Origin of the sequence: Halomarina rubra (assembly GCF_023699475.1) — an archaeon.
In the GTDB taxonomy this organism is placed as follows: Archaea; Halobacteriota; Halobacteria; order Halobacteriales; family Haloarculaceae; genus Halomarina; species Halomarina rubra.
The window spans coordinates 184030-205119 of sequence record NZ_JALXFV010000005.1; the positions used below are offsets into that span (position 1 = coordinate 184030).

24 protein-coding genes are annotated in these 21090 nt (G+C 69.7%); 8 read left to right on the forward strand and 16 right to left on the reverse strand.

The window, feature by feature from the left end; translation table 11 throughout:
* The first annotated feature begins 2 nt into the window (after nucleotides 1-2).
* Nucleotides 3-173 carry a hypothetical protein gene (locus M1L36_RS10725; protein WP_250873730.1) on the forward strand — a complete coding sequence of 57 codons (171 nt, stop codon included), beginning with the start codon at nucleotides 3-5 and terminating at the stop codon, nucleotides 171-173.
* A complete protein-coding gene (locus M1L36_RS10730; RefSeq protein ID WP_250873731.1) occupies nucleotides 166-675 on the forward strand; it encodes a DUF7384 family protein in 510 nt (169 codons plus the stop codon). The genes M1L36_RS10725 and M1L36_RS10730 overlap by 8 nt, the downstream gene beginning before the upstream one ends.
* Before the next feature lie 18 nt (nucleotides 676-693).
* Here the strand turns inward: M1L36_RS10730 and M1L36_RS10735 are convergent, their stop codons facing one another.
* A complete protein-coding gene (locus M1L36_RS10735; protein WP_250873732.1) occupies nucleotides 694-1350 on the reverse strand; it encodes a non-canonical purine NTP pyrophosphatase in 657 nt (218 codons plus the stop codon).
* 100 nt (nucleotides 1351-1450) lie between these two features.
* On the reverse strand, nucleotides 1451-1714 hold the full coding sequence (locus M1L36_RS10740) for a DUF5808 domain-containing protein (protein ID WP_250873733.1): 264 nt from the start codon (nucleotides 1712-1714) through the stop codon (nucleotides 1451-1453).
* Nucleotides 1715-1807: 93 nt separating this feature from the next.
* On the opposite strand from M1L36_RS10740, the gene M1L36_RS10745 reads away from it, so the two are divergent.
* The 3 genes from M1L36_RS10745 to M1L36_RS10760 all read left to right on the forward strand — a co-directional run bounded on the left by M1L36_RS10745 (nucleotide 1808) and on the right by M1L36_RS10760 (nucleotide 5750).
* Nucleotides 1808-3010 (forward strand): CDP-glycerol glycerophosphotransferase family protein, encoded by a 1203-nt coding sequence (locus M1L36_RS10745; protein ID WP_250873734.1) that lies wholly within the window; start codon nucleotides 1808-1810, stop codon nucleotides 3008-3010.
* A 131-nt stretch (nucleotides 3011-3141) separates the two neighbouring features.
* The gene (locus tag M1L36_RS10750; protein ID WP_250873735.1) at nucleotides 3142-4023 is read left to right on the forward strand and encodes a glycerophosphodiester phosphodiesterase; all 882 of its coding nucleotides are present in this window, start codon (nucleotides 3142-3144) and stop codon (nucleotides 4021-4023) included.
* Nucleotides 4024-4193: 170 nt separating this feature from the next.
* Nucleotides 4194-5750, forward strand: coding sequence for an HAD-IIA family hydrolase (locus M1L36_RS10760; protein WP_305794463.1), 1557 nt, complete (start codon nucleotides 4194-4196; stop codon nucleotides 5748-5750).
* Nucleotides 5751-5797: 47 nt separating this feature from the next.
* Here M1L36_RS10760 and M1L36_RS10765 read toward each other — a convergent pair whose 3' ends face one another.
* From M1L36_RS10765 to M1L36_RS10810, 10 genes are all read right to left on the reverse strand, one after another.
* Complete coding sequence (locus tag M1L36_RS10765) at nucleotides 5798-6721, reverse strand: hypothetical protein (RefSeq protein ID WP_250873736.1); 924 nt, start codon at nucleotides 6719-6721, stop codon at nucleotides 5798-5800.
* Nucleotides 6722-6746: 25 nt separating this feature from the next.
* Entirely contained in the window at nucleotides 6747-8402 is a 1656-nt protein-coding gene (locus tag M1L36_RS10770; RefSeq protein WP_250873737.1) for a bifunctional N(6)-L-threonylcarbamoyladenine synthase/serine/threonine protein kinase, read from the reverse strand.
* A gap of 6 nt (nucleotides 8403-8408) precedes the next feature.
* Nucleotides 8409-8555: a 30S ribosomal protein S27ae gene (locus tag M1L36_RS10775; RefSeq protein ID WP_250873738.1), complete on the reverse strand. Its 147-nt coding sequence runs from the start codon at nucleotides 8553-8555 to the stop codon at nucleotides 8409-8411.
* Between the two features lies 1 nt (nucleotide 8556).
* A complete protein-coding gene (locus M1L36_RS10780; protein ID WP_250873739.1) occupies nucleotides 8557-8877 on the reverse strand; it encodes a 30S ribosomal protein S24e in 321 nt (106 codons plus the stop codon).
* 89 nt (nucleotides 8878-8966) lie between these two features.
* Nucleotides 8967-9476 (reverse strand): hypothetical protein, encoded by a 510-nt coding sequence (locus tag M1L36_RS10785; protein WP_250873740.1) that lies wholly within the window; start codon nucleotides 9474-9476, stop codon nucleotides 8967-8969.
* A 173-nt stretch (nucleotides 9477-9649) separates the two neighbouring features.
* Nucleotides 9650-10177: a GTP-dependent dephospho-CoA kinase family protein gene (locus M1L36_RS10790; RefSeq protein WP_250873741.1), complete on the reverse strand. Its 528-nt coding sequence runs from the start codon at nucleotides 10175-10177 to the stop codon at nucleotides 9650-9652.
* A gap of 57 nt (nucleotides 10178-10234) precedes the next feature.
* Nucleotides 10235-10432: a transcription elongation factor subunit Spt4 gene (spt4, locus tag M1L36_RS10795; protein WP_250873742.1), complete on the reverse strand. Its 198-nt coding sequence runs from the start codon at nucleotides 10430-10432 to the stop codon at nucleotides 10235-10237.
* Between the two features lie 2 nt (nucleotides 10433-10434).
* Entirely contained in the window at nucleotides 10435-11001 is a 567-nt protein-coding gene (locus tag M1L36_RS10800; protein ID WP_250873743.1) for a DNA-directed RNA polymerase, read from the reverse strand.
* A 3-nt stretch (nucleotides 11002-11004) separates the two neighbouring features.
* On the reverse strand, nucleotides 11005-11361 hold the full coding sequence (locus M1L36_RS10805) for a type II toxin-antitoxin system VapC family toxin (RefSeq protein WP_369694231.1): 357 nt from the start codon (nucleotides 11359-11361) through the stop codon (nucleotides 11005-11007).
* A 22-nt stretch (nucleotides 11362-11383) separates the two neighbouring features.
* Nucleotides 11384-12610, reverse strand: coding sequence for a translation initiation factor IF-2 subunit gamma (locus M1L36_RS10810; RefSeq protein ID WP_250873745.1), 1227 nt, complete (start codon nucleotides 12608-12610; stop codon nucleotides 11384-11386).
* Between the two features lie 699 nt (nucleotides 12611-13309).
* Here M1L36_RS10810 and M1L36_RS10815 point away from each other — a divergent pair.
* Together M1L36_RS10815 and M1L36_RS10820 are read left to right on the forward strand one after the other, a co-directional pair.
* A complete protein-coding gene (locus M1L36_RS10815) occupies nucleotides 13310-13567 on the forward strand; it encodes a hypothetical protein (protein ID WP_250873746.1) in 258 nt (85 codons plus the stop codon).
* An 80-nt stretch (nucleotides 13568-13647) separates the two neighbouring features.
* Complete coding sequence (locus tag M1L36_RS10820; RefSeq protein ID WP_250873747.1) at nucleotides 13648-14595, forward strand: DUF5787 family protein; 948 nt, start codon at nucleotides 13648-13650, stop codon at nucleotides 14593-14595.
* Between the two features lie 16 nt (nucleotides 14596-14611).
* Here M1L36_RS10820 and M1L36_RS10825 read toward each other — a convergent pair whose 3' ends face one another.
* The 4 genes from M1L36_RS10825 to M1L36_RS10840 all read right to left on the reverse strand — a co-directional run bounded on the left by M1L36_RS10825 (nucleotide 14612) and on the right by M1L36_RS10840 (nucleotide 19630).
* Nucleotides 14612-15118 (reverse strand): phosphoribosyltransferase family protein, encoded by a 507-nt coding sequence (locus tag M1L36_RS10825; RefSeq protein WP_250873748.1) that lies wholly within the window; start codon nucleotides 15116-15118, stop codon nucleotides 14612-14614.
* Between the two features lie 121 nt (nucleotides 15119-15239).
* A complete protein-coding gene (locus tag M1L36_RS10830) occupies nucleotides 15240-16115 on the reverse strand; it encodes an MBL fold metallo-hydrolase (RefSeq protein ID WP_250873749.1) in 876 nt (291 codons plus the stop codon).
* A 2-nt stretch (nucleotides 16116-16117) separates the two neighbouring features.
* Nucleotides 16118-17563 carry an ATP-binding protein gene (locus tag M1L36_RS10835; RefSeq protein WP_250873750.1) on the reverse strand — a complete coding sequence of 482 codons (1446 nt, stop codon included), beginning with the start codon at nucleotides 17561-17563 and terminating at the stop codon, nucleotides 16118-16120.
* A 90-nt stretch (nucleotides 17564-17653) separates the two neighbouring features.
* Nucleotides 17654-19630 carry a flippase activity-associated protein Agl23 gene (locus M1L36_RS10840; protein WP_250873751.1) on the reverse strand — a complete coding sequence of 659 codons (1977 nt, stop codon included), beginning with the start codon at nucleotides 19628-19630 and terminating at the stop codon, nucleotides 17654-17656.
* A gap of 234 nt (nucleotides 19631-19864) precedes the next feature.
* On the opposite strand from M1L36_RS10840, the gene M1L36_RS10845 reads away from it, so the two are divergent.
* Complete coding sequence (locus tag M1L36_RS10845) at nucleotides 19865-20998, forward strand: thiolase family protein (protein WP_250873752.1); 1134 nt, start codon at nucleotides 19865-19867, stop codon at nucleotides 20996-20998.
* Nucleotides 20999-21090: the final 92 nt, after the last annotated feature.

The following is a 21090-nucleotide window of genomic DNA, read 5'->3' on the forward strand; positions in this document are numbered from 1 at the left end:
CCGTGCCCGCTCGCCTCGTCTGCGGGCAGGACGCCGACCGAAGTCGCTTTTCGGCGGGCGACCGGACGTCGACCATGGAGACGTGGGCACGACTGTTCGAGCGGGCGGCGGACCACGACGTCGACGAGGACGACGTCCGAGAGACGCTCGCCGGGCGACGGGACGATGACTGAGGGGAACGGCGGGTCGTCGGCAGACCACCCGCCCGAGAGCGTCCACGCGACGCGGGTCGTCGCCGACGCGGACGTGCTCGCGGCGGACCTGCTCGTCGGGGGCGCGGCCCGCGACGCGCTGGACCTGGTTCGAGCGCACGCCTGGGTCGACCTCGTCGCGAGCGACGCGCTGCTCGACGACGTCCAGTGGGTCGTCGCGGAACTCGCCGACGACGCGCTCGCGGCGGACTGGCGCGACCGCGTCGAGACGCTGCGGGTGGCGGTCGAGCACCCCGAGGGCGACCACCCAGCGGTCGCCTCGGCGCTCCACGGCGACGCCGCCCACGTGCTCACACTGGACGACGGCCTGCGGAGCGCGAAGGCGGGCGCGACCATCCGGGGCCACGTCGAGACGAGCGTGAAAACGCCCGACGCGTTCGTCTCGCTGTTCGACCCCGAGTCGCTCTACCCCGCGCTGTTCGACGCGTCGTACCCCGGCCCGGACGCCGACCCGCGGGCGTGAGCGACGACGCCGACGGCGTCACCGCTCGGCGTAGAACTCGGCGAACGTCGCCAGCGCGCGGCCACGGTGCGAGATGGCGTTCTTCTCGGCGGCGGTCATCTCCGCGAGCGTCTTCCCGTCGTGTTCGAAGATGGGGTCGTAGCCGAACCCGCCCTCGCCGCGCGGTTCGACGATGCGCCCCCGGACGGTCCCCGTGAACAGTTTGACGGGGAGGTCGCCGGAGACGACGGAGTCGCTCGTGCTGGCGGTCCCGCGCTCGTCGGCCGCGAGGTCGTGGCCCCGACGGTCGCCGTAGTCGACGGCGTCGGGCGTCGCCGCGAACCCCTCGCCGTCGCAGTACGCGAGGACACAGCGGAACTGCGCGCGGGGCGTCTCGTCGGTCTCGGCCGCCTGCTGGCGGGCCAACTCGCCGACGCGCTCGACGCCGAGCGTGTGCTCGACGTACGCCGAGTACGGACCGGGGAAGCCGTCGAACCCCTCCAGGAACAGGCCGGCGTCGTCGACGAGCACCGGGCCGCCGACGTGGGCGTACGCCTCACGTGCGCCGCGGGCGGCGATGGGGCCGAGGTCGTCGGCCTGGACCTCGGTGTAGTCGAAGTCGACCGCCTCGACGGCGTCGAGGTACTCGCGGGCCTCCCGGACCTTCCCGTCGTTGGTCGTCACGTAGTGGAGCATACCGTCGCTGGGAGCGGGAGGTGAAAAGCGGCGTCGATACCGGGGCGTTCGGAGCGGTGTGACGCGGTCGAGAACGGGTCGGTGGGTTGGGTGAAGCCGGTCAGTCGACGATGACTTCGACGGGGTCGTCTTCGGGCATCGCGTCCTCGTCGCTGCGCTCGGTGTAGAGCAGGACGCCGGCGACGGCGAGGATGACCCACGAGCGCCAGTTGGCGAGGTTGAGGGTGTAGCCGATACCGAACGGCTTCTCGACGAGCATCCCGTCGCCGGGTTGCCAGTACGAGGAGAACATTCGGCCGATGCTGGGACGTTCGAAGTTGTACGGCACGCCGAAGATCTCGCCTGTCTGTGACCTGTCTGCCATGGACGGCGCTACGTCGGGCGACGTTAAACCGTTTGCCACGTCCGCCGTCGCCGCCGGCGACCGATTTAACCACCACCCGACTGTCTCGGCGGTATGTTCGGTCGGGGCTCTCGCTGGCGGGCGGACACCGCCTTCCTCCTCGCCTGTCTCGCCCACGCGCTGACCGCCGCTCTGACGCGCGTCGTCGGTCGCGACGAGCGCCGGTGGCTGTTCGGCGCTCGGTTCGGCGAGGCGTACGTCGACAACGCCCGCTACCTCTTCGAGTACGCCGACGAGCGCCCGGACGTCCGGGCGATATGGCTCTCGCGGGACGCCGAGACGGTCGCCGCGGTCCGGGCGCGGGGCTTCGAGGCGTACCACCGCCGCTCGCTTCGGGGACGCTGGCACGCGCTTCGGGCCGGCGTGGTCGTCGTCACCCACGGGGTCCGTGACGTGTCGCTGTCGCTGACCGGCGGCGCGTTCGTCGCGAACTGCTGGCACGGCCTCCCGCTGAAGACCGTCGGGTTCGACGCCGAACTCGCCGAGCGACCGTGGCCCGTCCGTCGCGCCCACCGGTTCCTCGCCGGCCGACTCGACTTCGTCCTCTCTCCCTCCCCCGTGGCGGTCCACGAGATGGCGACCGGTCTCGGCGTCCCCCACGGGCGGGTTCGGGTGGCACCGTACCCCCGATACGACGCGCTCGTGGGTGGGGCCGGGGCGGCGAGCGGCGACGAAGCGACGCCGAAACTCCCCGCACGCATCGCCGACCGGACGGTCGTGTTCTACCTCCCGACGTTCCGCGACGTGGGGGCGGACGTCGCCGACCGGGTCGACGTCGCCGCGCTCGACGGACTGCTCGACGGCCACGACGCCCACCTCGTCGTGAAACCCCACCCCTACGAGACGCTCACGCTCCCCGAGGAACTCGACCGAGTGAGCGCGCTGGACGAGGCGACGGACCTCACCGCCCTCCTCCGCGAGGCGGACGTGCTGGTGACCGACTACTCCTCGGTGTTCGTCGACTTCCTCCTGCTGGACCGGCCGCAGGTGTTCTACGCCCCGGACCTCGACGCCTACCGGGCCGAACGGGGGTTCTACTACGACTACGAGACGATGGTCCCGGGACCGGTCGTCCGCGACGACGAGGGCCTCCGACGCGCGCTGAGCGAGGCGCTGACCGGGGACCCGGCCGCCGAGCGACGACGGGCGCTCCGCGACGCCCTCCTCGTCGACCCCGGCGACCGGCCCGCCGAACGTGCTTTCGAGGTGGTCCGGGCCGCCCTGGCCGACCGGGCGAGCGACGACGCGACCCGGTGAGGGGTCGTCCGAACGAACGGACCACGACTCGGTTCGTCACAGTAGCTCACCCCAACCCGTCACTGGGAAACGTAGTCGAACCTACACGAGAAGGTGAAGCTTAATATTTGGACAGTGTAAGGAGACATCGAATGCAGCGAGGCCGCTCGACAGCGGTACCCGATTCGACCCTCGACACCGTCTGCTCGCAGGGGGCCGACGTCATCGCCCACCGCGGGTTCGCGGACGTCTACCCGGAAAACACCCTCACAGCCCTCGAACGGGCCGCAACCGCGAGCGACGGGACCGCCACCACGACCGTCGAACTCGACGTGATGCCGTGTGCGACCGGCGAACCGGTCGTCTTCCACGACGCGACGCTCGACCGGGTCACCGACGCGCCCGACGCGCTCGCCGGGCAGGCCGTCTGGGAGACGCCACTCGAGACGCTCCGGTCGCTCGACGTCCTCGACAGCGGCGAACCCGTCCCGTTGCTGGCGGAGGCGTTCGAGGCCGTCCCCGACTCCGTGGCGCTCAACGTCGAGTTCAAACACCCCGGCGTCGACCCCGGCCCGACCGGTCTCCTCACTCGGGACGCCGCCCGGACCGAGCGCACTCGCTGGCGACCGTTCGTCGAGCGCGTCCTCGACGTCGCCGCCGACCACGACCACGACCTGCTCGTCTCCTCGTTCTTCGAGGGCGCACTGGCCGCGACGCGGGCGGTCGACCCCGACGTCGCCGTCGCGAACGTGTTCTACCGGGGCATCGAGGACGGGTTCACCGTCGCCGACCGCTACGACTGCGAGGCCGTCCACCCGCCCTGGAACATGATCTACGGCACGCCGCTGTTCAACGAGCCGTACGTCTCCGGGCCGTTCGACCCTCACGACCTCGTCGCCCGCGCACACGAGGCGGGGCGAGCGGTCAACGTCTGGACCGTCGAGACGGCCGAGCAGGTCCGTCACCTCCGGGCGGCCGGCGACGACGGCCTCGTCGTCGACGACCCGGCCGTCCTCGGTGGCGAGGCGCGCTGAACGCGCGCAGCGTTCGTGAGTCACGGAGCGTCTCCGAACCCGGAGTGACACCGTGTCGCCACAGACACGAGTTCGAGAGATAGACGGCCGGAGACCAGTGTTTGATGGTGTTTAGCAGGCCACACGACTAAGGACGTGGCCGGTCACCTTCGCTCGGAGACGACATCACAATGAACCACGCCGTCATCCTCGCCGCGGGTATCGGCTCGCGGCTTCGACCCATCACGTTGCGCGTGCCGAAGGGCTGTGTCCCCGTCGCGGGACGACCGATACTGGCCCATCAGCTCCACGCGTACGCCGACGCGGGTGTCGAGCGCGTCACGGTCGTCTCGGGGTACCTCGCCGACCAGACCAGTGCGTGTTGCGAGGCGGTCGCCGCCGAGCGCCCGTCGCTCACGGTCGACGTCGTGGAGAACGAACTGTACGCCAACACCAACAACCTCTACTCGCTGTCGTTGCTCGCCGACCGCCTCGCGGGGGAACCGTTCTTGCTGAGCAACGGCGACGTCGTGTTCGACCCGGTCGTCGTCGACCGACTGCTCGCCGCCGGCGGGGGGACGGCCATCGCCTGCGACGGGGCGACCTACGCCGAGGAGGCGATGAAGGTCACCGTCGACGCCGACGGGGCGGTCGACCACATCGCGAAGGACGTCGACCGGACCGACGCCCACGCCACCTCCATCGACCTCTATCGGTTCTCCGGGGCGTTCTCCGAGCGACTGTTCGAGCGCGCACGCGCCGCCGTCGAGGGCGACCGCTACGGCGAGTGGACGGAGGTCGCCATCGACGAGGTGCTCGAGGAGTTCGCGGTCGAACCCGCGAGCATCGGTCGCGCCGACTGGGTCGAGATCGACGACCACGAGGACCTCCGGGTCGCCGACCGGACGTTCGGAGCGCTGGACCCGACGGGGTTCGAGGCGGTGTTCTTCGACCTCGACGGCACCGTCTACCTCGGTGACACGCTCGTCGACGGCGCGCAGGACCTCGTCGAGACCCTGCGCGCCCGCGGCGTGGCCGTCTCGTTCCTCTCGAACAACTCCTCGGCGTGGAAGGACGACTACGTCGAGAAACTCGACGGACTGGGCATCGACGCCACCACCGACGACGTCGTGCTCTCGACGGACGGCGTCATCGCGTACCTCGACGAGCGCGACGCCGAACGAGCCTACGTCGTCGGGACGGACGCGATGCGCGAGGCCATCGCCGACCACGGCGTCGACCCGACCGCCGAGGACCCCGAGTTCGTCGTCGTCGGCTTCGACACCGACCTCACCTACGAGCGGGTCCGGCGGGCGACGCTCGCGGTCCGCGACGGTGCAGAGTTCCTGCTGGCTCACGGCGACGCGGTCTGTCCCACCCCGGAGGGGTTCGTCCCCGACTGCGGGGCGATCGGCGCGCTCGTCGAGACGGCGACCGGCCGCCCCCCGGCGCGCGTGTTCGGCAAGCCCGACCCCGAGATGCTCACGCACGTCCTCGACGAACGGGGGCTCGAACCGAGCGACGTGCTGGTGGTCGGCGACCGACTGGAGACGGAGATCCGACTGGCCGACCGCCTCGGCTGTCCGTCGGTCTGTGTGCTGTCGGGCGACGCCACACGCGAGGACGTGGCACTCAGCGAGGTCCAACCCACGGCGGTCGTCGAGAACGTCGGTGCGCTCCGGGCGTTCGTCCCCGACGACCACTACCGCGGCGAGGACGGCCGCGAGTCGCTGGGCTACACCGACTGAGTCGCGGGCCGGCACGACCGGTGACCGAGGTGGTCCACTGCGCGTGTTCAGGCGTAGCCCAACGCCTCGAGACGGTCGGTCACCACGTCGTCGTCGACGGCCTCCGTGCGGGTCGTCCCCTCGTCTGTCACTGCGCGGCGCTCACCGTCGAGCACCGCCCACGGCACCTCCACGAGGTCCGGGTGGCGGTGGCCGCGCGGGTGGCCGTACAGACGCATGCCGAGCGGCCAGACGCGCTGTCCGTAGAGGTCGCCGTGGTCGCTGGTGAGGACCGTCCGTCCCGGGAGGTCTGCCGCGAGGGCGAGCGCCGATTCGAGGCCGCGCTCCAGCGTCTCGGCGTAGCCCGCGAGCGCCGCGGCCGCCGAGAGGTCGCCGTTTCGAACCGCCTCCCACTCGTTGTACGTCGCGTCCTCGGCCGCCCAGGAGGGTCGGACCTCGTCGAGACCGAGGTCCGTCGCGTAGAACGGCGCGTGTGGCTGGACGAAGTGGGCGACGAGTCGCTTGTCGTCGCGGAACGCGGCCCGCGCGGCGTCGGCGAGCGTCTCGGGGAGCACCGTCCCGGACTCGTCGTCGAACCCGTCGTGCCAGACGTCGTGGAGTTCGTGGAACGAGTCGGGGGCGTGTCGCGAGACCAGCGGGTTGGCCGTGACGTACACCGTGTCGCCGAACGCGCCGTCGGTCCAGTTTCGCTGCGTCCACTCGGCGGTCATCGACGCCTGCGAGGTGACCCGGCGGTAGGCGTCGAACGCGTCGAGGTCCGCGACGGCCTCGAACACGTCCGCTCGACAGGCGTCGAGGACGAGCAGGTTGTCCCACTCCGACCCCGGCACGTCGATGCCACCCGTCCCGGAGTACTGTCTCGACAGCGGGCCGCTGACGCGGTCGACCAGCCGGTTCCGTCGCCACTGTGGGTCGTCGTAGTTCGCAGAGAGGTCCGACAGCGCCGTAGAGAGGCTCCCGAGGAGGGACATTGCAGGCCGTACTCCACACGGCGTGTTATTGATATCGGCCGCGTCCCTCGACGTCGCGCAGTTGTGCGACGACGCTCTCCGCACCGACCTCGCGGTAGGCCGACTCGAACGCCGCCAGCAACGGCTCGGGGTCGTCGGCCGTCCCGACGATGGAGCCCTCGAACACGTGGAGGTCCATCGCGTAGTCCTCGGCGTCGTCGGAGTGGTAGCCCAGTCCGAAGTCGATGAGCCACGCTCGGTCGGCGGAAGTGCCGTCGACCGCGTCGCCGTCACCACCGTCGGCCTCGGCCGCCGGCACCCGGACGTTCCGGGTCGTCGGGTCACCGTGGACCATCCCCGACCCGTGGAGCGTCGCGAGGTGGCGACCGACGGTGGCCACGCTGGCCTCGTCGAGTCGACCCGCGAGGTCTACCGCGCCGACGCGCTCCATCGCGATGGTCGACTCGCGCGGGTCGACGTCGCGGACGACGGGCGTCGAGACGCCCAGTTTCCGCGCGTCGTGGAGCAGGCGGGCCTCCGCACGGGTGCGCTCGCGCCGGAGTCGCGCGTCGAGGTCCGGGTGTCGGTAGGACTTCGGCTCACGGTGTTTCACGACACGCTCGCCGAGCGTCACCGTCGCCTCCGCACCGCGCTGGGTGGTCTCGTCGGCGGCCCCCGCGACCCGCGAGACGTCCTCGCCCGAGCGCCACGTCACCGGGACGTCGTTCGGTCGCCAGTTCGGGCGGACTCGCGACTCCTCGACCGCGACGGTGTCGCCCGCGGCGGCCATCCGCGCGCCGAGCACCGCTATCATCCCGGCGTTGTCACGGAGGAAGCGCGGTTCGGGCGCGTGGAACGACGCACCGCGCTGGTCGCACATCTCGGCGAGCATCTCCCGCAGACGGGCGTTCTGTCCGACGCCGCCACCGAGGACGAGTTCGTCGCTGCCGGTCAGCGACAGCGCGCGCTCGGCGACCTCGGTGAGCATCCCGAAGACGTGCTCTTGCAGGGAGAAACAGACGTCCTCGACCGCGACGCCGTCGTCGACCGCCTGCTTCGCCGCGGACATGATGCCCGAAAAGGAGAAGTCCATCCCCTTGACGACGTACGGCAGGTCGACGTACTCGCCGTCCTCGGCGGCCGCCTCGACCTTCGGGCCGCCCGGGTGCGACCAGTCGAGGTGGCGGGTGAACTTGTCGATGGCGTTGCCGACCCCGGTGTCCATCGTCTCGCCGAGCATCCGGTAGCGCCCGCCGTGGTAGCCCAGCAGGTGGGCGTTCGCGCCGCTGGCGTTCAGACAGACCGGGGAGGAGAAGCCCGCCGAAGCCCGCCCGATTTCGAGGTGCGCGAGCATGTGGTTGACACCGACGAGCGGGACGTCGAGGCGCTGGGCGACGGTCCGCGCGGCCGTGGCGACGATTCTGAGGCAGGGACCGAGTCCCGGCCCACGCGAGAACGCGACGGCGTCGACCGGGAGGGCGTCGTCCGGTCGGCCGTCGGAGACCGTCCCGCGGGCGTGGTCGAGCGCCGTGGCGACCTGCGTGGGAACCGCCCCACGCATGTGTTCGGCGGCCTCGCGAGGGTGAATGCCGCCGCTCTCGGGAGCGTAGGCGTCGGTGAAGATGTCGGTCGTGTCGGCCTCGGTGTCGTGGATGGCGGCGCTTGCCGCCCACGCCGTTCCTTCGATACCGAGGACGCGCACGCTACCTTACTCGTCGTCCGTGTGCCACTCGGTGTAGCCACACTTGCCGCAGTGGACGCGGTCGGAGTGCTCGGCGAGGAACGTGTCGCCACAGCGCGGGCACATCTCCTTCTCGGTCGTGCCGTCTTCGTCGTAGTAGTCGTGGCGTGGCATCTCAGGCCTCCTCCGCCTCGGCGTCCGTGTCGGCCTCCTCGTCGACACCGATCTTGTTGCGGTCGAGCATGTACTCCTGCTCGACGTCTCGGGCGGCGTCGGCCGTCTCGTAGACCTTCGCGTAGCCGACGGTCTTGCGCATGCCGAACTTCGTGTCGAGTTCGTGGATGACGACCTCGTCGGCGTCCTTGTTCAGTTTCGCAGCGAGCGAGTCGCGCACCGAGAGGCGCGAGGGGGTCGCCTCGTCGTGGACGACCTCGAACCGCACGTCGGAGCGGTGCAACATCGGGTTGCCCTCCTCCGAGATGACGTTGATTTCCATGGTTACGTTGTACGACAATGCTCTCGTCGCGGCTAAAAGGATTTCGAGTCGGGAAAGCCCGTCGAGTGGTGGGCCTGGCGGGGCCGCGCCTACCGGAACAGTCGGATATCGGCCACGACGTCGTTGCCCTCGGCGTCGGGGAGGTCGAGTCCGGCGGGGTCGGCCCACCGAGCGCTCCACTCGCGCTGACAGCTCAGTCCGGTCGCCTCCGAGCAGTCACGGTCGCTCTCGGGCGAGGCGGCGAACACGACGTCGTAGCCGGTCGTCTCCTCGCCGTCCTCGGACCGATAGGTACCCGACCGGACGCGGCGGACGCCGTCGACGGTCACCGCGACGTCGGTCGCGTCGTGGACGGCCTCGCGGACCGTCTCCACCCAGTCGTCGCCGGGAGAGACCTTACCGTACGGCATCGTCGGAATCGGTGCGTCTTCGAGTTGGAGGAGGAGCAGTCGGCCGTCGTCGTCGGTGACACCCGCGACGGCCATCCCGGCGATGGGGTCGTACAGGTCGTAGTGGTCCTGGTGGACTTCGGGTGGCTTCTCGACGAACGCCACGTCGGCACGGCTTCGAAGGGTCTCGGGGTCGGTGAGTGCGTCCATGGTGAAACGGCGACGCCCGTCCCGGCCGAGGGGATGGTAACTCGAACCGGCGACGGGAGCCCCGCTCTCGAGTGTACCGACAACTGACAGAATAATCTACCGATTTCGTTTCGCTACCGTACTCTATGTAAAAATTCGGACGCTGGGCACTTAACTGTTCCGGCGGGTCGACGCTACGTCACGCCGAGTGCGCCGTAGGCACCCTCGCGGTCGCCGTCCATCCGGGCGAGGAAGTCGCGCATCGCGGTGCGCGTCTCCTCGTCGACGCGGACGTGGACCATCCCCTCGTCGGGTTGGCCGTAGACGACGCTCGCACCGTCGGGCGCGGCGGCGATAGCCGGCACGGCCGCGAGGTCCTCTTCGCCGTCGACGAGGACGAGCGTCGTCGCCTCACTGTCGAGCGCGTCGGCCAGCGCCACGAGGAGGCCCCGCGAGAGGGTCGCCGCGGGGTTCTCGACGCGGACGACGCGCTCGAAGGCGTCGGTGTCGATGCGCCGGTCGGCGGGCAGTTCGGTGCGCTTGGTCTGGCCGTCGACGAACGCCACGTCGGGCGTGGTCTCGTCGAGCAGGTGGTCGGTGACGACGTCGCCGACGGCGACGAGCGGTCGCCCGGCGTCCGCGAGCAACTCGGCCGGGTCGGTGTACAGCGGGCCGACCGGCTCTTTCAACTCGGCGCGCAGGTCGTCGGGCAGGTCGAGCATCTCACGTCACCTCGACGCGCGGGCGCGCCGCGTCGAAAGCAGTGGCGCGCGCCATCCTCACCGGACCTTCAGCGCGTACGCGCCGGGTTCGGTGACCTCCATCTCGCGGGCGATCTCCGAGTCCTCGGGGTGGGCGATGACGACGTAGCCCGCCCAGTCCTCGGTCAGGGAGGTCGAACCGCACGACTCACACGCCTGTTCTTCGTCGGCGTTCTGGACGCGGTGGCACTCGCGACAGACGAGTCGGGTCGCCATCCTCACTCACCCGCCGTGGCTTCCTGCTCGCGCTTCTCGCGGAGCCAGCCGTGTTTGCCCAGACCCGGTTGTTTCGCCGTCAGGCCGATCTTCGAGTCACGCGGGTTTCGCTCGTCGATGCTCTTGGTGACGATGCGGGCGCGGACGGCGTCGCCGACGCCGAGCGTCTGGTTGGACTCCCGGGAGGCGAGCTGCTGGCCCTCCTCGTCGAACGCGAGGTACTCGTCGGAGATCTGCGAGACGTGGAGCAGCCCGTCGACGGGGCCGATACCGACGAACGCCCCGAAGTTGACGACCTCGACGACCTCGCCGTCGATGACCTCCTGCATGTCGGGGTCGAACGTGATAGCGTCGAACTCGGCCTCGTAGTAGACGCCCGGCTTGCCGGGCAGCACCGAGCCGTCGCCGATGTCGACGACGTCGACGACCGAGACGACCGAGCCGACCTGCTCGTCCATCCGGCCTTCGAGTTTGTCCTGCAACAGTTCCTTCACCAACTGATCGGACACGTCTGCGAGGAAGCGCGGCGGCACCTCGACCGTGTCGCGGAGTCTGACCCTCTTGTACATACTTTAGTGGATTGCGAGTTTGTTTCGGCCCCTTATACCGATTGCCTTGCCGGGAAGACGGTCACGAAGGGGGCCGTCGTTCGTGACCACGTAGTCGACCGCGTCGCGCTCGGCCAGTTCGACCAGCGCGTCGTCGGCGTAGTCCGCGTCCGTCTCGACGACGGTACACCGCTCGGCGAGGTCCCGGCCGACCGACGCGGCCGTCGCCTCCTTCCCGTTGCCGGCTGCGAGTTTGTCGAGCTCACGGACCACCGCGCGCGGCGTGACGAGGTCGTACACCCCGGCACCCAACAACCGGTCGAGTTCGTCGAAGACGCGGACGTCGCCCTCGACCGGGAGCATCAGCGCGCTGGTGTCCATGGCGACTTGCATTCGTCGAACGTTACTCCGTCAGCGTCCCGACGCCGATGAGCCGCCAGCGCGTCCCCACGCGGCGGTTGATGGCGATCTTCGCACCGACCTCGGCACAGACGGGCCGCTTGAGGTTGACCTCGGCCTCGCCCTCCCGGGCGCTGGACACTGCACCGACCGTCGTCGAGGTGCCGACGGTGAGCATCAGCGGTTCGCCCGTCGATATCTCCTCGATGTCCTCGCCACCGACCAGTCGGTCGAGCAGTTCGACGTCCATCGTGAAGGAGTGCCACGTCGGCGGCAGACTGCCGGGCGGTCCGGCGATCTGACCGGCGAGCGAGTCACCTTTCGTCAGCGACGGGTCGAGCCCCGTTCCGACGCCGAGCAGGCCTCCGGGTCCGACCTCGTCGACGATCTCTCCGCCCGCCTGCAGCGAGCGGACCGTCGTCTGAATCTCCTGGTACTCGGTCTGGCCACCCTCCTCGACCTGGCGGCCGGGGCGGAGTTCGAGTTCGTCGCCCTTCTGGAGGCGACCCTCGACGAGACTGCCGCCGAGGACGCCGCCCATCAGGTCTTCGAACGTCGTGCCGGGGCGGTTGATGTCGAACGAGCGTGCGACCTGCATCCGCGCGTCGGCGTCCGGGTCGCGCTCGGGCGTCGGAATCGCCTCCTCGATTGCCTGCATGAGGAGGTCCATGTTGACCTCCTGGCCCGCGGAGATCGGCACCACGGGAGCGTCCTCGGCGACGGTGCCCTCGACGAACTCCTGGATCTGTTCGTAGTTGTTGCGGGCCGTCTCGGCGTCGACGAGGTCGACCTTGTTCTGCGCGATGACGATGTTCTCGATACCGATGATGTCGAGCGCCATCAGGTGTTCTGCGGTCTGTGCCTGTGGGACTGGCTCGTTGGCCGCGACGATGAGGACGGCACCGTCCATCATCGACGCGCCCGAGAGCATCGTCGCCATCAGCGTCTCGTGACCGGGGGCGTCGACGAACGAGACGGTGCGAACGGGTTCGCTCTCCTCGCCGTTCTCACACTCCTCGTCGACGGTGTAACACTCCGGTTCGTCCATGCCAGGGCAGCGACGGAACGTCGCGTCCGCGTACCCGAGGCGGATGGAGATTCCGCGTTTCATCTCTTCGGAGTGCTGGTCGGTCCACTCGCCGCTCAACGCCTGCACCAGCGTCGTCTTGCCGTGATCGACGTGGCCGACGAGACCGATGTTCACCTCCGGTTGTCGGTAGTTCCCTGTCATGTCGAGAGTAATACCGTGATATCCAGTCGTCGCGGATTTAAAGTTGCTGTTCTGGGGAGGGCGCGAGCGAAGCGAGCGGCCGACCCAGAATCAGTGAGGTGAACGCAGTGAGCCTCGCGCGATTCACGCGAAGAGCGAGTGTAACGAGCGATGAGCGTGGGCCCCGCCAGGGGCCCGTGGAACAAGCGGGATCTCCGGTCCCGCCCAGTTCTGGGGAGCGCCAGCGAGCCAGAACGAGCGAGACGACTGAAAGGAGTCTCGCCCCGTTCCACGGAACGAACGAGCGGTAGCGAGACAGTGACGTGAGCCCGGTCCCGTTCGGACGGTGGAGCCAGCGGGTCCGGAGGAGCGACCGCGGACGACACCACACCCGACACCACCGCGACAGGTCCACACCGATGAGCGAGTGCGACGACCGTCGAACGGCCGTCAGACACGCCCACAACGCCTTTCAGGACGGTCTCCGACGGCCGAGCTATGCCACCACTACGAGCGCTGGCGACGGTGCTCCTCGGGAACGTGGCCGACGTGGTCGGCCGCGACGACGAGGAGCTACCGGGCGAGGAGATACCCGTCACCGAGGAGTGAGCGCGCGGGGGCCGACAGGTCCAGACGCGAACAGAACGACAGTTCGGTCGGAACGCCAACAGAACTGTGCTCCTGCTAACAGCTTTTGTCCCGCGTCGCTCACCACGAGCCATGGGTCGGACACTCGACGTCTCCGTCGCTCTCGGGAACGGAGACGGTCGCACGGCGTACGAACGACGGGTCGTGGTGCCCGAGACCGTCCTCGCGCCGGTGTGGCCGGCGCTCGTGGCCCTCCTCTGTGCGTCGGTGGTCGTGACCGCGCTCGCGGTCCTGCCCCCGCTCGCGCTCGCCGTCGTCGGGTACGCGCTGTTGGTCACGCTCCCGGCGACGCTCTCGCTGGCGCTCGTCCGCCTGTTCGACGACCGCTGAGGACGGAGACGAGACCGACGACGCGCGGGAACCGACGACCGCGCCGCACCGCTTTTTGCTCCCTCGCGCCAAGCGACGGTGTGCGCGAGTTCGGCTTCGAGATGCGCCTCTGTGCCCGGCTGGAGAGCGAGGGCCACCTCGTGAGCCGACAGCTCGGAACCGGCACGCGGAGCCGACGCATCGTCGACACCGTCCTCGTCGAACCGGGGCCGGCGTTCGACGACCGGACGGCCATCACCGACGCGACCATCCCCGCGGCGGCCATCGAGGCCGACGTCGGGACCGGGACGGCGCGCTACTGGCGCGACGCGCTCGGCGACTACCACCCCGAGTACGCCCGCGAGGTCGTCGAGGAGGCGGTCGAAGCGGGGTTCTTCGAGCGCGAGCGTCGGGGGGCGCGCGAGTACGTCCGGCAGGCGACCCGCTACCCCGAGGAGTGGTTCTCGCGGCTGGTCGGGGTCGAGAACAAACCCGACCTCTCGCGACCCGGCGACCTCGAGACGCAACTACGCAAGGACGTCTCGCTGGGGCTGCTCGACGAGGTGGTCCTCGCGACGGCGTCGTACGTCACCGGCGCACACCGCAACCGCATCCCCGAGGCGGTGGGTATCTGGCGCGTCGACCCCGACGACGGCAGCTACGAGGTGGTTCGCGAGGCGACGCCGCTGACCCCCGACGAACCGGGCGTCGAGGTGGTCGAGGAGGGACGAACCGAGACTCGCGTCGAAGTCGTCGAGGCGGCCGAGAAAGCTCGTCTGCGCCGGCGCGTCGCCGAGCGCGCCTACGGGAAGGGCTGGCGAGTCCCAGTCCTCGACTGTCCACACGTCGAGGTCCGCGAGTTCGGGGGCGTCGGCCCGGTCCCGTACTGTACGAGCGAGGAGCGGGTCGTCGGCCCCGGCCACCGCTGTACGTGCGCCGACGGCGTCCGGGACGTCGACCTCGACGAGTTCCGTGCGGCGACCTCGCCGTGGCGTCGGAGCCCGCCGGGGGTCGTCCGCCGACAGTCGGGACTCGACCGGTTCCGCTGAGCGAGGCGGGTCGCGACTACCCGATGGAGGTCACGTCGTAGCGCTCGAACAGGTCGCGGGTCCGCTCGTCGCGGTGGGCGCGCAGGACGCTCACGCCCGCCACCGCCGCGCCGGCGTCCTCGACGAGGTGACACGCCGCCCACATCTGCGCGCCCGTCTCGATCCAGTCGTCGACGAGGAACACCTTGTCGCCGGCGTCGAGGAGGCCGCGCGCGAGTTCGAGCGTCTTCGTCTGCCCGGAGTAGTCGGTGAGTTGGCGACGGTAGAGGTCCTCGTCGCGCAGCGGGAACTTCCCCCCTTTCCTGACCGGGACGAACCCACACCCGAGGTCACGGGCGACCGCCGCCCCCAACACGAGGCCGAGCGCCTCGACGCCCCCGACGTGCGTGCAGTCGCCCGGAGCCGAGCGCCCGAGGTCCCGGACGAGGTTGTCGAACACCTGCTGGTCGGCGAACAGCGGCGTCACGTCGTACCGCCCCACCGCGTCGGTGTTCAGGTGGCGGTGGTAGTACCCGTACTCCATACCGACCCCTCGCGCCCACGGGTAAGGTTCGTTTCGGCCACGGCCCGCCCGCCGGGCCGGCAGAACCGGCAATCGACGCGAGGAGACGGCCGGGCCGAACGACGCCCGGTCGGAGCGCGCCTCAGAGCGTGAACCGTTCGCCGTCGAGCGCGGCATCCTCGGCGAACGCCTCCTCGGGCGTCGGGAAGTGCGAGACGTGCACCAGGCGGTAGTCGGCGGCGTCGAGGTCGTCGGCCAGCGCCCGCGCGCCCTCGAACGTCATGTGTTTCGTCCCGAACGTCCGGGGCGTCCCCGCCTCGTCCTCGTGCCGGCCACCGAGCGGGTGGAACTCACACAGGCGCGCGGGGACGATACCGTCGACCAACAGGAGGTCCGCGTCGGCGAGTTCCGCACGCGACGCCTCGGGGACGTCGTACGAGGAGTCGCCCGAGAGCGCCAGCGTCGCGCCCGTCTCTGGGTCACGCACCGTCAGACCGTAACAGACCAGCGGCGGGTGGTCGACGGGCACGAGCGTCACCTCGAACCCGCAGGTCTCGAACGGTTCGAACGGCGAGACGGGGTGGACGCTCACCCGGTCGAGGTAGTCGTACTTGCTCGACACCGTCTCGGCGACGCTCTCGCCGGTCTTCGGGTCGGTCTCGTCGGCGGCGTAGACGGGCAGCGACTCCAGGAGACGGTAGGCGTTGCCCAGGCCGTCGAGGTGGTCGAAGTGGATGTGGCTGACGACGGCCTCGTCGGGCAGCGCCACGTCACCGCGGAGGAACTGGTGGCGGAAGTCCGGCGAGCAGTCGAGCAGGAGGCACTCGCCGGTCCGTTCGTTCTCCACGTGGACGGAGAACCGCGAGCGTTCGACGCCGTACTCCTCGGGGACACCCCGCTCGCGCAGTCGCCGCCGCATGGCCTCGTCCGGCTCGCGGGCCGCCTCGCAGGTGTCACAGCCACACCCGACGGTCGGCGTCCCCGTCGTGTCGCCGGTCCCGAGGAGCGTGACCTGCACGGTCAGTCGTGGCTGTGTTCGGCGTGGTCGTGGGCGTCGTCGTGGTCGTGGTCCGCGTGGTCGTCGTGGTCGTGGTCCGCGTGGTCGTCGTGGTCGTGGTCCGCGTGGTCGTCCGCGTCACGCCCGTTCCCGGCGATGAGTTCGTCGCTGTCGTTCATCATGTCGAGGTTCTTCAGGTTGTCCCGCTCCTCGAAGTCCTCGACGGCGTCCAGCAGGTCCTGCTGGGTGAGCGTCGTGCGTTCCTCGGTGAGCGCCTCGAGGACGGCCTCGCGCAGGACGAGGCGGAGGTCGCTGCCGGTCAGACCCTCGGTCTCCGCCGCGAGCGCGTCGGGGTCGAAGTCGACGATGTCCATCTGCCGAGTGATGACCCGGAGGATGTCCGAGCGCATCCCGTCGTCCGGTTTGGGGAAGTTGACGATCTCGTCGAAGCGCCGCCACGCCGCCGAGTCGAGTTGGTTCGGGTGGTTGGTCGCGCCGATGAGCAACACCTCGTCGCGGATGAGCGAAATCTCGTCGATGGACTTGAGCAGCGTGTTGACCGCACGCTTGATGGCCGCGTGCTCGTCCGACGAGCGCGTCTTCGCCACGAAGTCGAACTCGTCCATGAAGAAGATACACGGCGAGAGGCGTTTCGCGACCGCGAACGCCTTGTCGACGTTCTTCGCCGTCTCCCCGAGGTACTGGCTGGTGATCATCGACAGTTTCACCTCGACGAACGGCAGGTCGAGTTCGTGGGCCAGCGCGCGGGCGATGCTCGTCTTCCCGGTTCCCGGTGGGCCGACGAACAGCAGTTTCCCGATCTCGCGCAGGCCGATCTGGGCGAGGTAGTCGCGGTGCTCGATGGCCTTGACTATCTTCCCGATCTCGCCCATCTGGTCGTCCGTGAGCACGAGGTCGTCGAGGGTCATCTCGACCTCCTCGGGTGCGCGGACCTCCACGAGGTCGAGCATCTCCTCGTCGTCCTCGTCGAACATCTGGTCGAGCAGGCTGTCGATCCAGACGCGGTCGGCGTGGACGGGGCGGTTGTTCGCACGGGCGACCTCGTAGTCGACGTCCTCGAACTCCCCTTCGAAGGACAGCGCGAGCGTCGGGTTCGCCATGAGGCGGGCCGCGTCGGCCCGTTCGGTGAACCACTTTCGGGCCATCCCCACGTCGGTGAAGTTGATCTCACCGGAGAACTCCTTGCGCTCGGTGAACATCAGGTCCGAGATGGCCTCCCACGGGTGGTCGAGGCCGGTCGCCTCGGCGACGGCCGTCTCGCTCGTGGAGAGAGGGCGTTCGATACCCCCCGGAGCGGGGCGGGAGGAGGACTCGTCGGGGGTCGCCTCGGCGCTCCAGAAGGCGCGTCGGTACGACGGCGGAAGGTCGCCCGGGTCGAGTTCGCGGTTCTCGCTGTAGACGTGTGCTGTCAACAGCAGTTCGACGACGTCGAGCGCCGGGCCGGTCATTTCCCGGAGGATTACGTCTTGAACGTGATAAGACCGTCGGAGAGCGTCCGCTGCGTCGCTGCCACGCGAAAATCCCGGCCGACGGACACCTCAGCCCCCGGCGGCGCGCACGGTCGCCTCCGGGGCGGGCGTCGGCTGGAGCGAGGGGGCACCCGGTGCCGACGTGTTCGAGGGCTGGGAGCCGGGTTCGAGCGCGTCGAAGACGTGGGACTCGACGTCCGCGTGGGCCTCCCAGTCCTCGCGGACGTAGACGACGAACGCGCTGGCGTAGCCGTAGCGCTGGACCTCGTGGACCTCGTAGTCGGTGAGGTACTGGTCGATGTCCGAGATGTTGCCGCCGTCGGTGCGCGACCCGTTCGCGAGCGCGATGACGACCGGCGGGAGCGCGGCGCGGTCAGTCCGCTTCACGTCGTTCGCGCGGATGGTGCTGGTGACGGCGACGCCGGGCGACCCCCGGCCCTGCCGGTACTCCTGCTGTTCGACGTACCACGCCATCGGCAGGCGGTCGAACCAGCCGGTTCCGCCGGTGCTTCCCGGATGGTTCGCCAGTGACTCGTTGGCGATGTAGAACTCCTGACCGTAGTAGAGGACGTCCGTCCCCGCGTTCTCGCGAGTTATCTCGGCGACCTGCTCGTCGAGCAGCGGTTTCAGCTCCTGGGTCGACGACTGGGCGTACTGGACCAACTGGTTCTCCGTCGAGTCGTGGTCGGTGAAGTACACCTGCGTGCCGGCGGCGTAGCCGACCTGCCCGGCGACGAGCAGGAGGACGACCGCCGCGAGCGCGACGCCCTCGCGGTCGGCGTCGTCGAGCGCCTCCACTCCCCAGCGCGCCAGCAACGCGAGACCGACCGCCGCGGGGAAGGCGAGGGCGACGACGGCGTGGACGACCGCCCACGGCGCGCGAATGTCGGTGACGATAGGGTAGCCCGCTACCGAGAACACGCCCCAGAAGAACCCGAGCATCACCAGGTCGCGCGGACCCTCCTCGCGGTAGCGGTCGGCGAGCGTCCCGACGACCGCGAGCGTCGACACCGCGAGCGCGCCGGCGACCATCGTGTTCAGGTAGTGCTGGAGGTAGTCGAGGTACGAGTGGTCGCGGCTCTTCGCCCAGTGGTCGACGAGCGCGTCCCAGGTGCCGAGCGTCGCCTCCTCGAAGACGGCGGCGAACGGTCCCGGGTCGCCCCCGAGGAGTGCGTCGAGCGACCCGTACAGCCCGTACTCCACCGAACTGTACGGTTCACCGTAGCCCCCGCCTCGCGGCGCGTAGAAGAAGACGATGACCGCGAGGAACGTCACGACGAGCGCGACCGCCGTCAGCAGCCAGTGCCCGCCGCGAGCGCGGACGCGAGAACGCGCCCGTTCGTAGCTGGGTGCGCCGAGCGCCCCGTGGAGGAGTCCCGCCAGCGTCTCGCGGGGGCGAACGCCCCGGGCGTGACCTCGCAGGAGACGGGCGTCGAGGAGGAGGAGACCCCCAGCCAGCCAGCAGACGGGGTACAGCAGCGCGTTCTCCTTGGCACTCAGCGCGACCGCGGCGGCGACGACGGCGACGAACAGCCAGCGTCGGTGTCGGGTGTCGTAGGCGCGGACGAGACCGCCCAGCGCGACGACCATGAACACCGCGATGAGCACGTCGCTGCGCATGAACCGCGAGTAGTACAGCAGGAGCGGGTTGAACGCGAACAGCGCCGCGAGCGCGACGACCTCCGAGTCGCGGAGGCGTGTCCGGAACAGCAGCGCCGCCAGCGGCATCGCCGCGCCGACGAGTGCCACGACGAGACGGCCGGTAAAGTCCGAGGGGCCGAGCGCGGAGAACACCCACTGGTTGACGATGGGGAGGAACGGGCCGTGGATGACGGGGCGGTACTCGAACGCCCCGGACTCGGTGTAGCGGAGTATCCAGTAGGCGACCCGCGCCTCGTCCTGGTGGGCGATTCGGGTACCGAGCGCGACGACCCGCGCGAGCAGACCCACGGCCGTGATGGCGAGGACGGCGAGCAACGCCGCGTTCGTCGGCAGTCGGTCGGTCAGCGACCGACGGTCGGTCGTCGAGGGCGTGCCGGTCGCCATCGCTCAGCCGTCACCTCGCGTGTCGTGCGGTCGCGCTGCGGAGGGCGTCTCTGTCATGCCAGTCGGTTTCAGTCACCCCGGCAAGAATCCTTCTACTGTCGCTCGCGGCGGTGCGAGCGCCACGGCGTTGACCGCGAAATCACGTCGTCGTGAGAGACGCGGCGAGTGTAAACTCCGAGTAAACGGCCTCGCGTTCTGCCGCAATTTAAGTGTGAGACACACCTGCATCCACCGATGACCGACACGACACCCGTCGTCGTCCGGGCGTACCGAACTCCGTTTGGCAAGGAAGACGGCGTGTTCGCCGACGTACGAAGCGAGGACCTCTCGGCTCCGCTCATCGACGAGATTCTGGCCGACACCGGGCTCTCGGGCGAGGACGTCGACGACCTGATGTGGGGGTGTGCCCAGCAGCGCGGCGAGCAGGGCAACAACATGGCGCGCATCGTCGCGCTGCTGTCGGACCTGGGCGAGTCCGTCCCCGGCACGACCATCAACCGCTGGTGTGCCTCCTCGGCGCAGGCCGTCGCCAGCGCGGCCGACGCCGTCCGCGCGGGCCAGCGCGACGCCATCATCGCCGGCGGCGTCGAGAACATGTCCCGGACGAAGATGGGCGCGAACACCCAGATGCACCCCCGGATGAACGAGGACTACAACCTCGCGGCGCTCCAGATGGGGATGACCGCCGAGGAGGTCGCCGAACGCTACGACGTCTCCCGCGAGGACCAGGACGACTACGCGTTCCGCAGCCACCAGCGCGCCAGCGAGGCGACCACCAGCGGCCGCTTCGACGACGAGATCGTCCCCATCGAGACCGACGAGGGCACCGTCAGCGAGGACCAGGGCATCCGCCACGACGTCTCCCGGGAGAAGATGGGCGAACTGCCGACCGTGTTCAAGGCCGACGGGAGCGTCACGCCCGGCAACGCCTCCCAGATCACCGACGGCGCGGCCGCGCTGCTCGTCACCTCGAAGGCGTTCGCCGAGGACCACGGCCTCGACGTGCTCGCCGAAATCGGCAACAACAGCGTCGCCGGCGTCGAACCCGAAGTGATGGGTATCGGTCCCATCCCCGCCGTGCGGGACCTGCTCGAACGCTCGGGTCGTGACATCGAGGACTACGACCTCGTCGAACTGAACGAGGCGTTCGCCAGCCAGTGTCTCTACTGCCAGCGCGAACTCGGCATCGACGACGAGAACTACAACGTCAACGGCGGCGCAATCGCCCTGGGTCACCCGCTCGGCGCGACCGGTGCCCGTCTGCCCGTCACGCTCATCCACGAGATGATCAAGCGCGACGCCGAGCGCGGCATCGCGACGGAGTGTGTCGGCTTCGGCCAGGGGATGGCCATCGAGTTCAGCCGGTAGAGCCGCTCTGCGAGCGGCCACGGTGAACCCCCGGAGCGGGGTGAACCGTGGTTTTCGTCCAGCTTTTACCAGCGAGCGGCCACGGTGGCCGC

Bases quoted from the DNA above. Each gene is read 5' to 3' on its own strand.
- M1L36_RS10730 (WP_250873731.1), top strand. From the start codon at position 166: ATGACTGAGGGGAACGGCGGGTCGTCGGCAGACCACCCGCCCGAGAGC.
- M1L36_RS10735 (WP_250873732.1), bottom strand. From the start codon at position 1,350: ATGCTCCACTACGTGACGACCAACGACGGGAAGGTCCGGGAGGCCCGC.
- M1L36_RS10740 (WP_250873733.1), bottom strand. From the start codon at position 1,714: ATGGCAGACAGGTCACAGACAGGCGAGATCTTCGGCGTGCCGTACAAC.
- M1L36_RS10745 (WP_250873734.1), top strand. From the start codon at position 1,808: ATGTTCGGTCGGGGCTCTCGCTGGCGGGCGGACACCGCCTTCCTCCTC.
- M1L36_RS10750 (WP_250873735.1), top strand. From the start codon at position 3,142: ATGCAGCGAGGCCGCTCGACAGCGGTACCCGATTCGACCCTCGACACC.
- M1L36_RS10760 (WP_305794463.1), top strand. From the start codon at position 4,194: ATGAACCACGCCGTCATCCTCGCCGCGGGTATCGGCTCGCGGCTTCGA.
- M1L36_RS10765 (WP_250873736.1), bottom strand. From the start codon at position 6,721: ATGTCCCTCCTCGGGAGCCTCTCTACGGCGCTGTCGGACCTCTCTGCG.
- M1L36_RS10775 (WP_250873738.1), bottom strand. From the start codon at position 8,555: ATGCCACGCCACGACTACTACGACGAAGACGGCACGACCGAGAAGGAG.
- M1L36_RS10780 (WP_250873739.1), bottom strand. From the start codon at position 8,877: ATGGAAATCAACGTCATCTCGGAGGAGGGCAACCCGATGTTGCACCGC.
- M1L36_RS10785 (WP_250873740.1), bottom strand. From the start codon at position 9,476: ATGGACGCACTCACCGACCCCGAGACCCTTCGAAGCCGTGCCGACGTG.
- M1L36_RS10790 (WP_250873741.1), bottom strand. From the start codon at position 10,177: ATGCTCGACCTGCCCGACGACCTGCGCGCCGAGTTGAAAGAGCCGGTC.
- spt4 (WP_250873742.1), bottom strand. From the start codon at position 10,432: ATGGCGACCCGACTCGTCTGTCGCGAGTGCCACCGCGTCCAGAACGCC.
- M1L36_RS10800 (WP_250873743.1), bottom strand. From the start codon at position 11,001: ATGTACAAGAGGGTCAGACTCCGCGACACGGTCGAGGTGCCGCCGCGC.
- M1L36_RS10805 (WP_369694231.1), bottom strand. From the start codon at position 11,361: ATGGACACCAGCGCGCTGATGCTCCCGGTCGAGGGCGACGTCCGCGTC.
- M1L36_RS10810 (WP_250873745.1), bottom strand. From the start codon at position 12,610: ATGACAGGGAACTACCGACAACCGGAGGTGAACATCGGTCTCGTCGGC.
- M1L36_RS10815 (WP_250873746.1), top strand. From the start codon at position 13,310: ATGGGTCGGACACTCGACGTCTCCGTCGCTCTCGGGAACGGAGACGGT.
- M1L36_RS10825 (WP_250873748.1), bottom strand. From the start codon at position 15,118: ATGGAGTACGGGTACTACCACCGCCACCTGAACACCGACGCGGTGGGG.
- M1L36_RS10835 (WP_250873750.1), bottom strand. From the start codon at position 17,563: ATGACCGGCCCGGCGCTCGACGTCGTCGAACTGCTGTTGACAGCACAC.
- M1L36_RS10840 (WP_250873751.1), bottom strand. From the start codon at position 19,630: ATGGCGACCGGCACGCCCTCGACGACCGACCGTCGGTCGCTGACCGAC.
- M1L36_RS10845 (WP_250873752.1), top strand. From the start codon at position 19,865: ATGACCGACACGACACCCGTCGTCGTCCGGGCGTACCGAACTCCGTTT.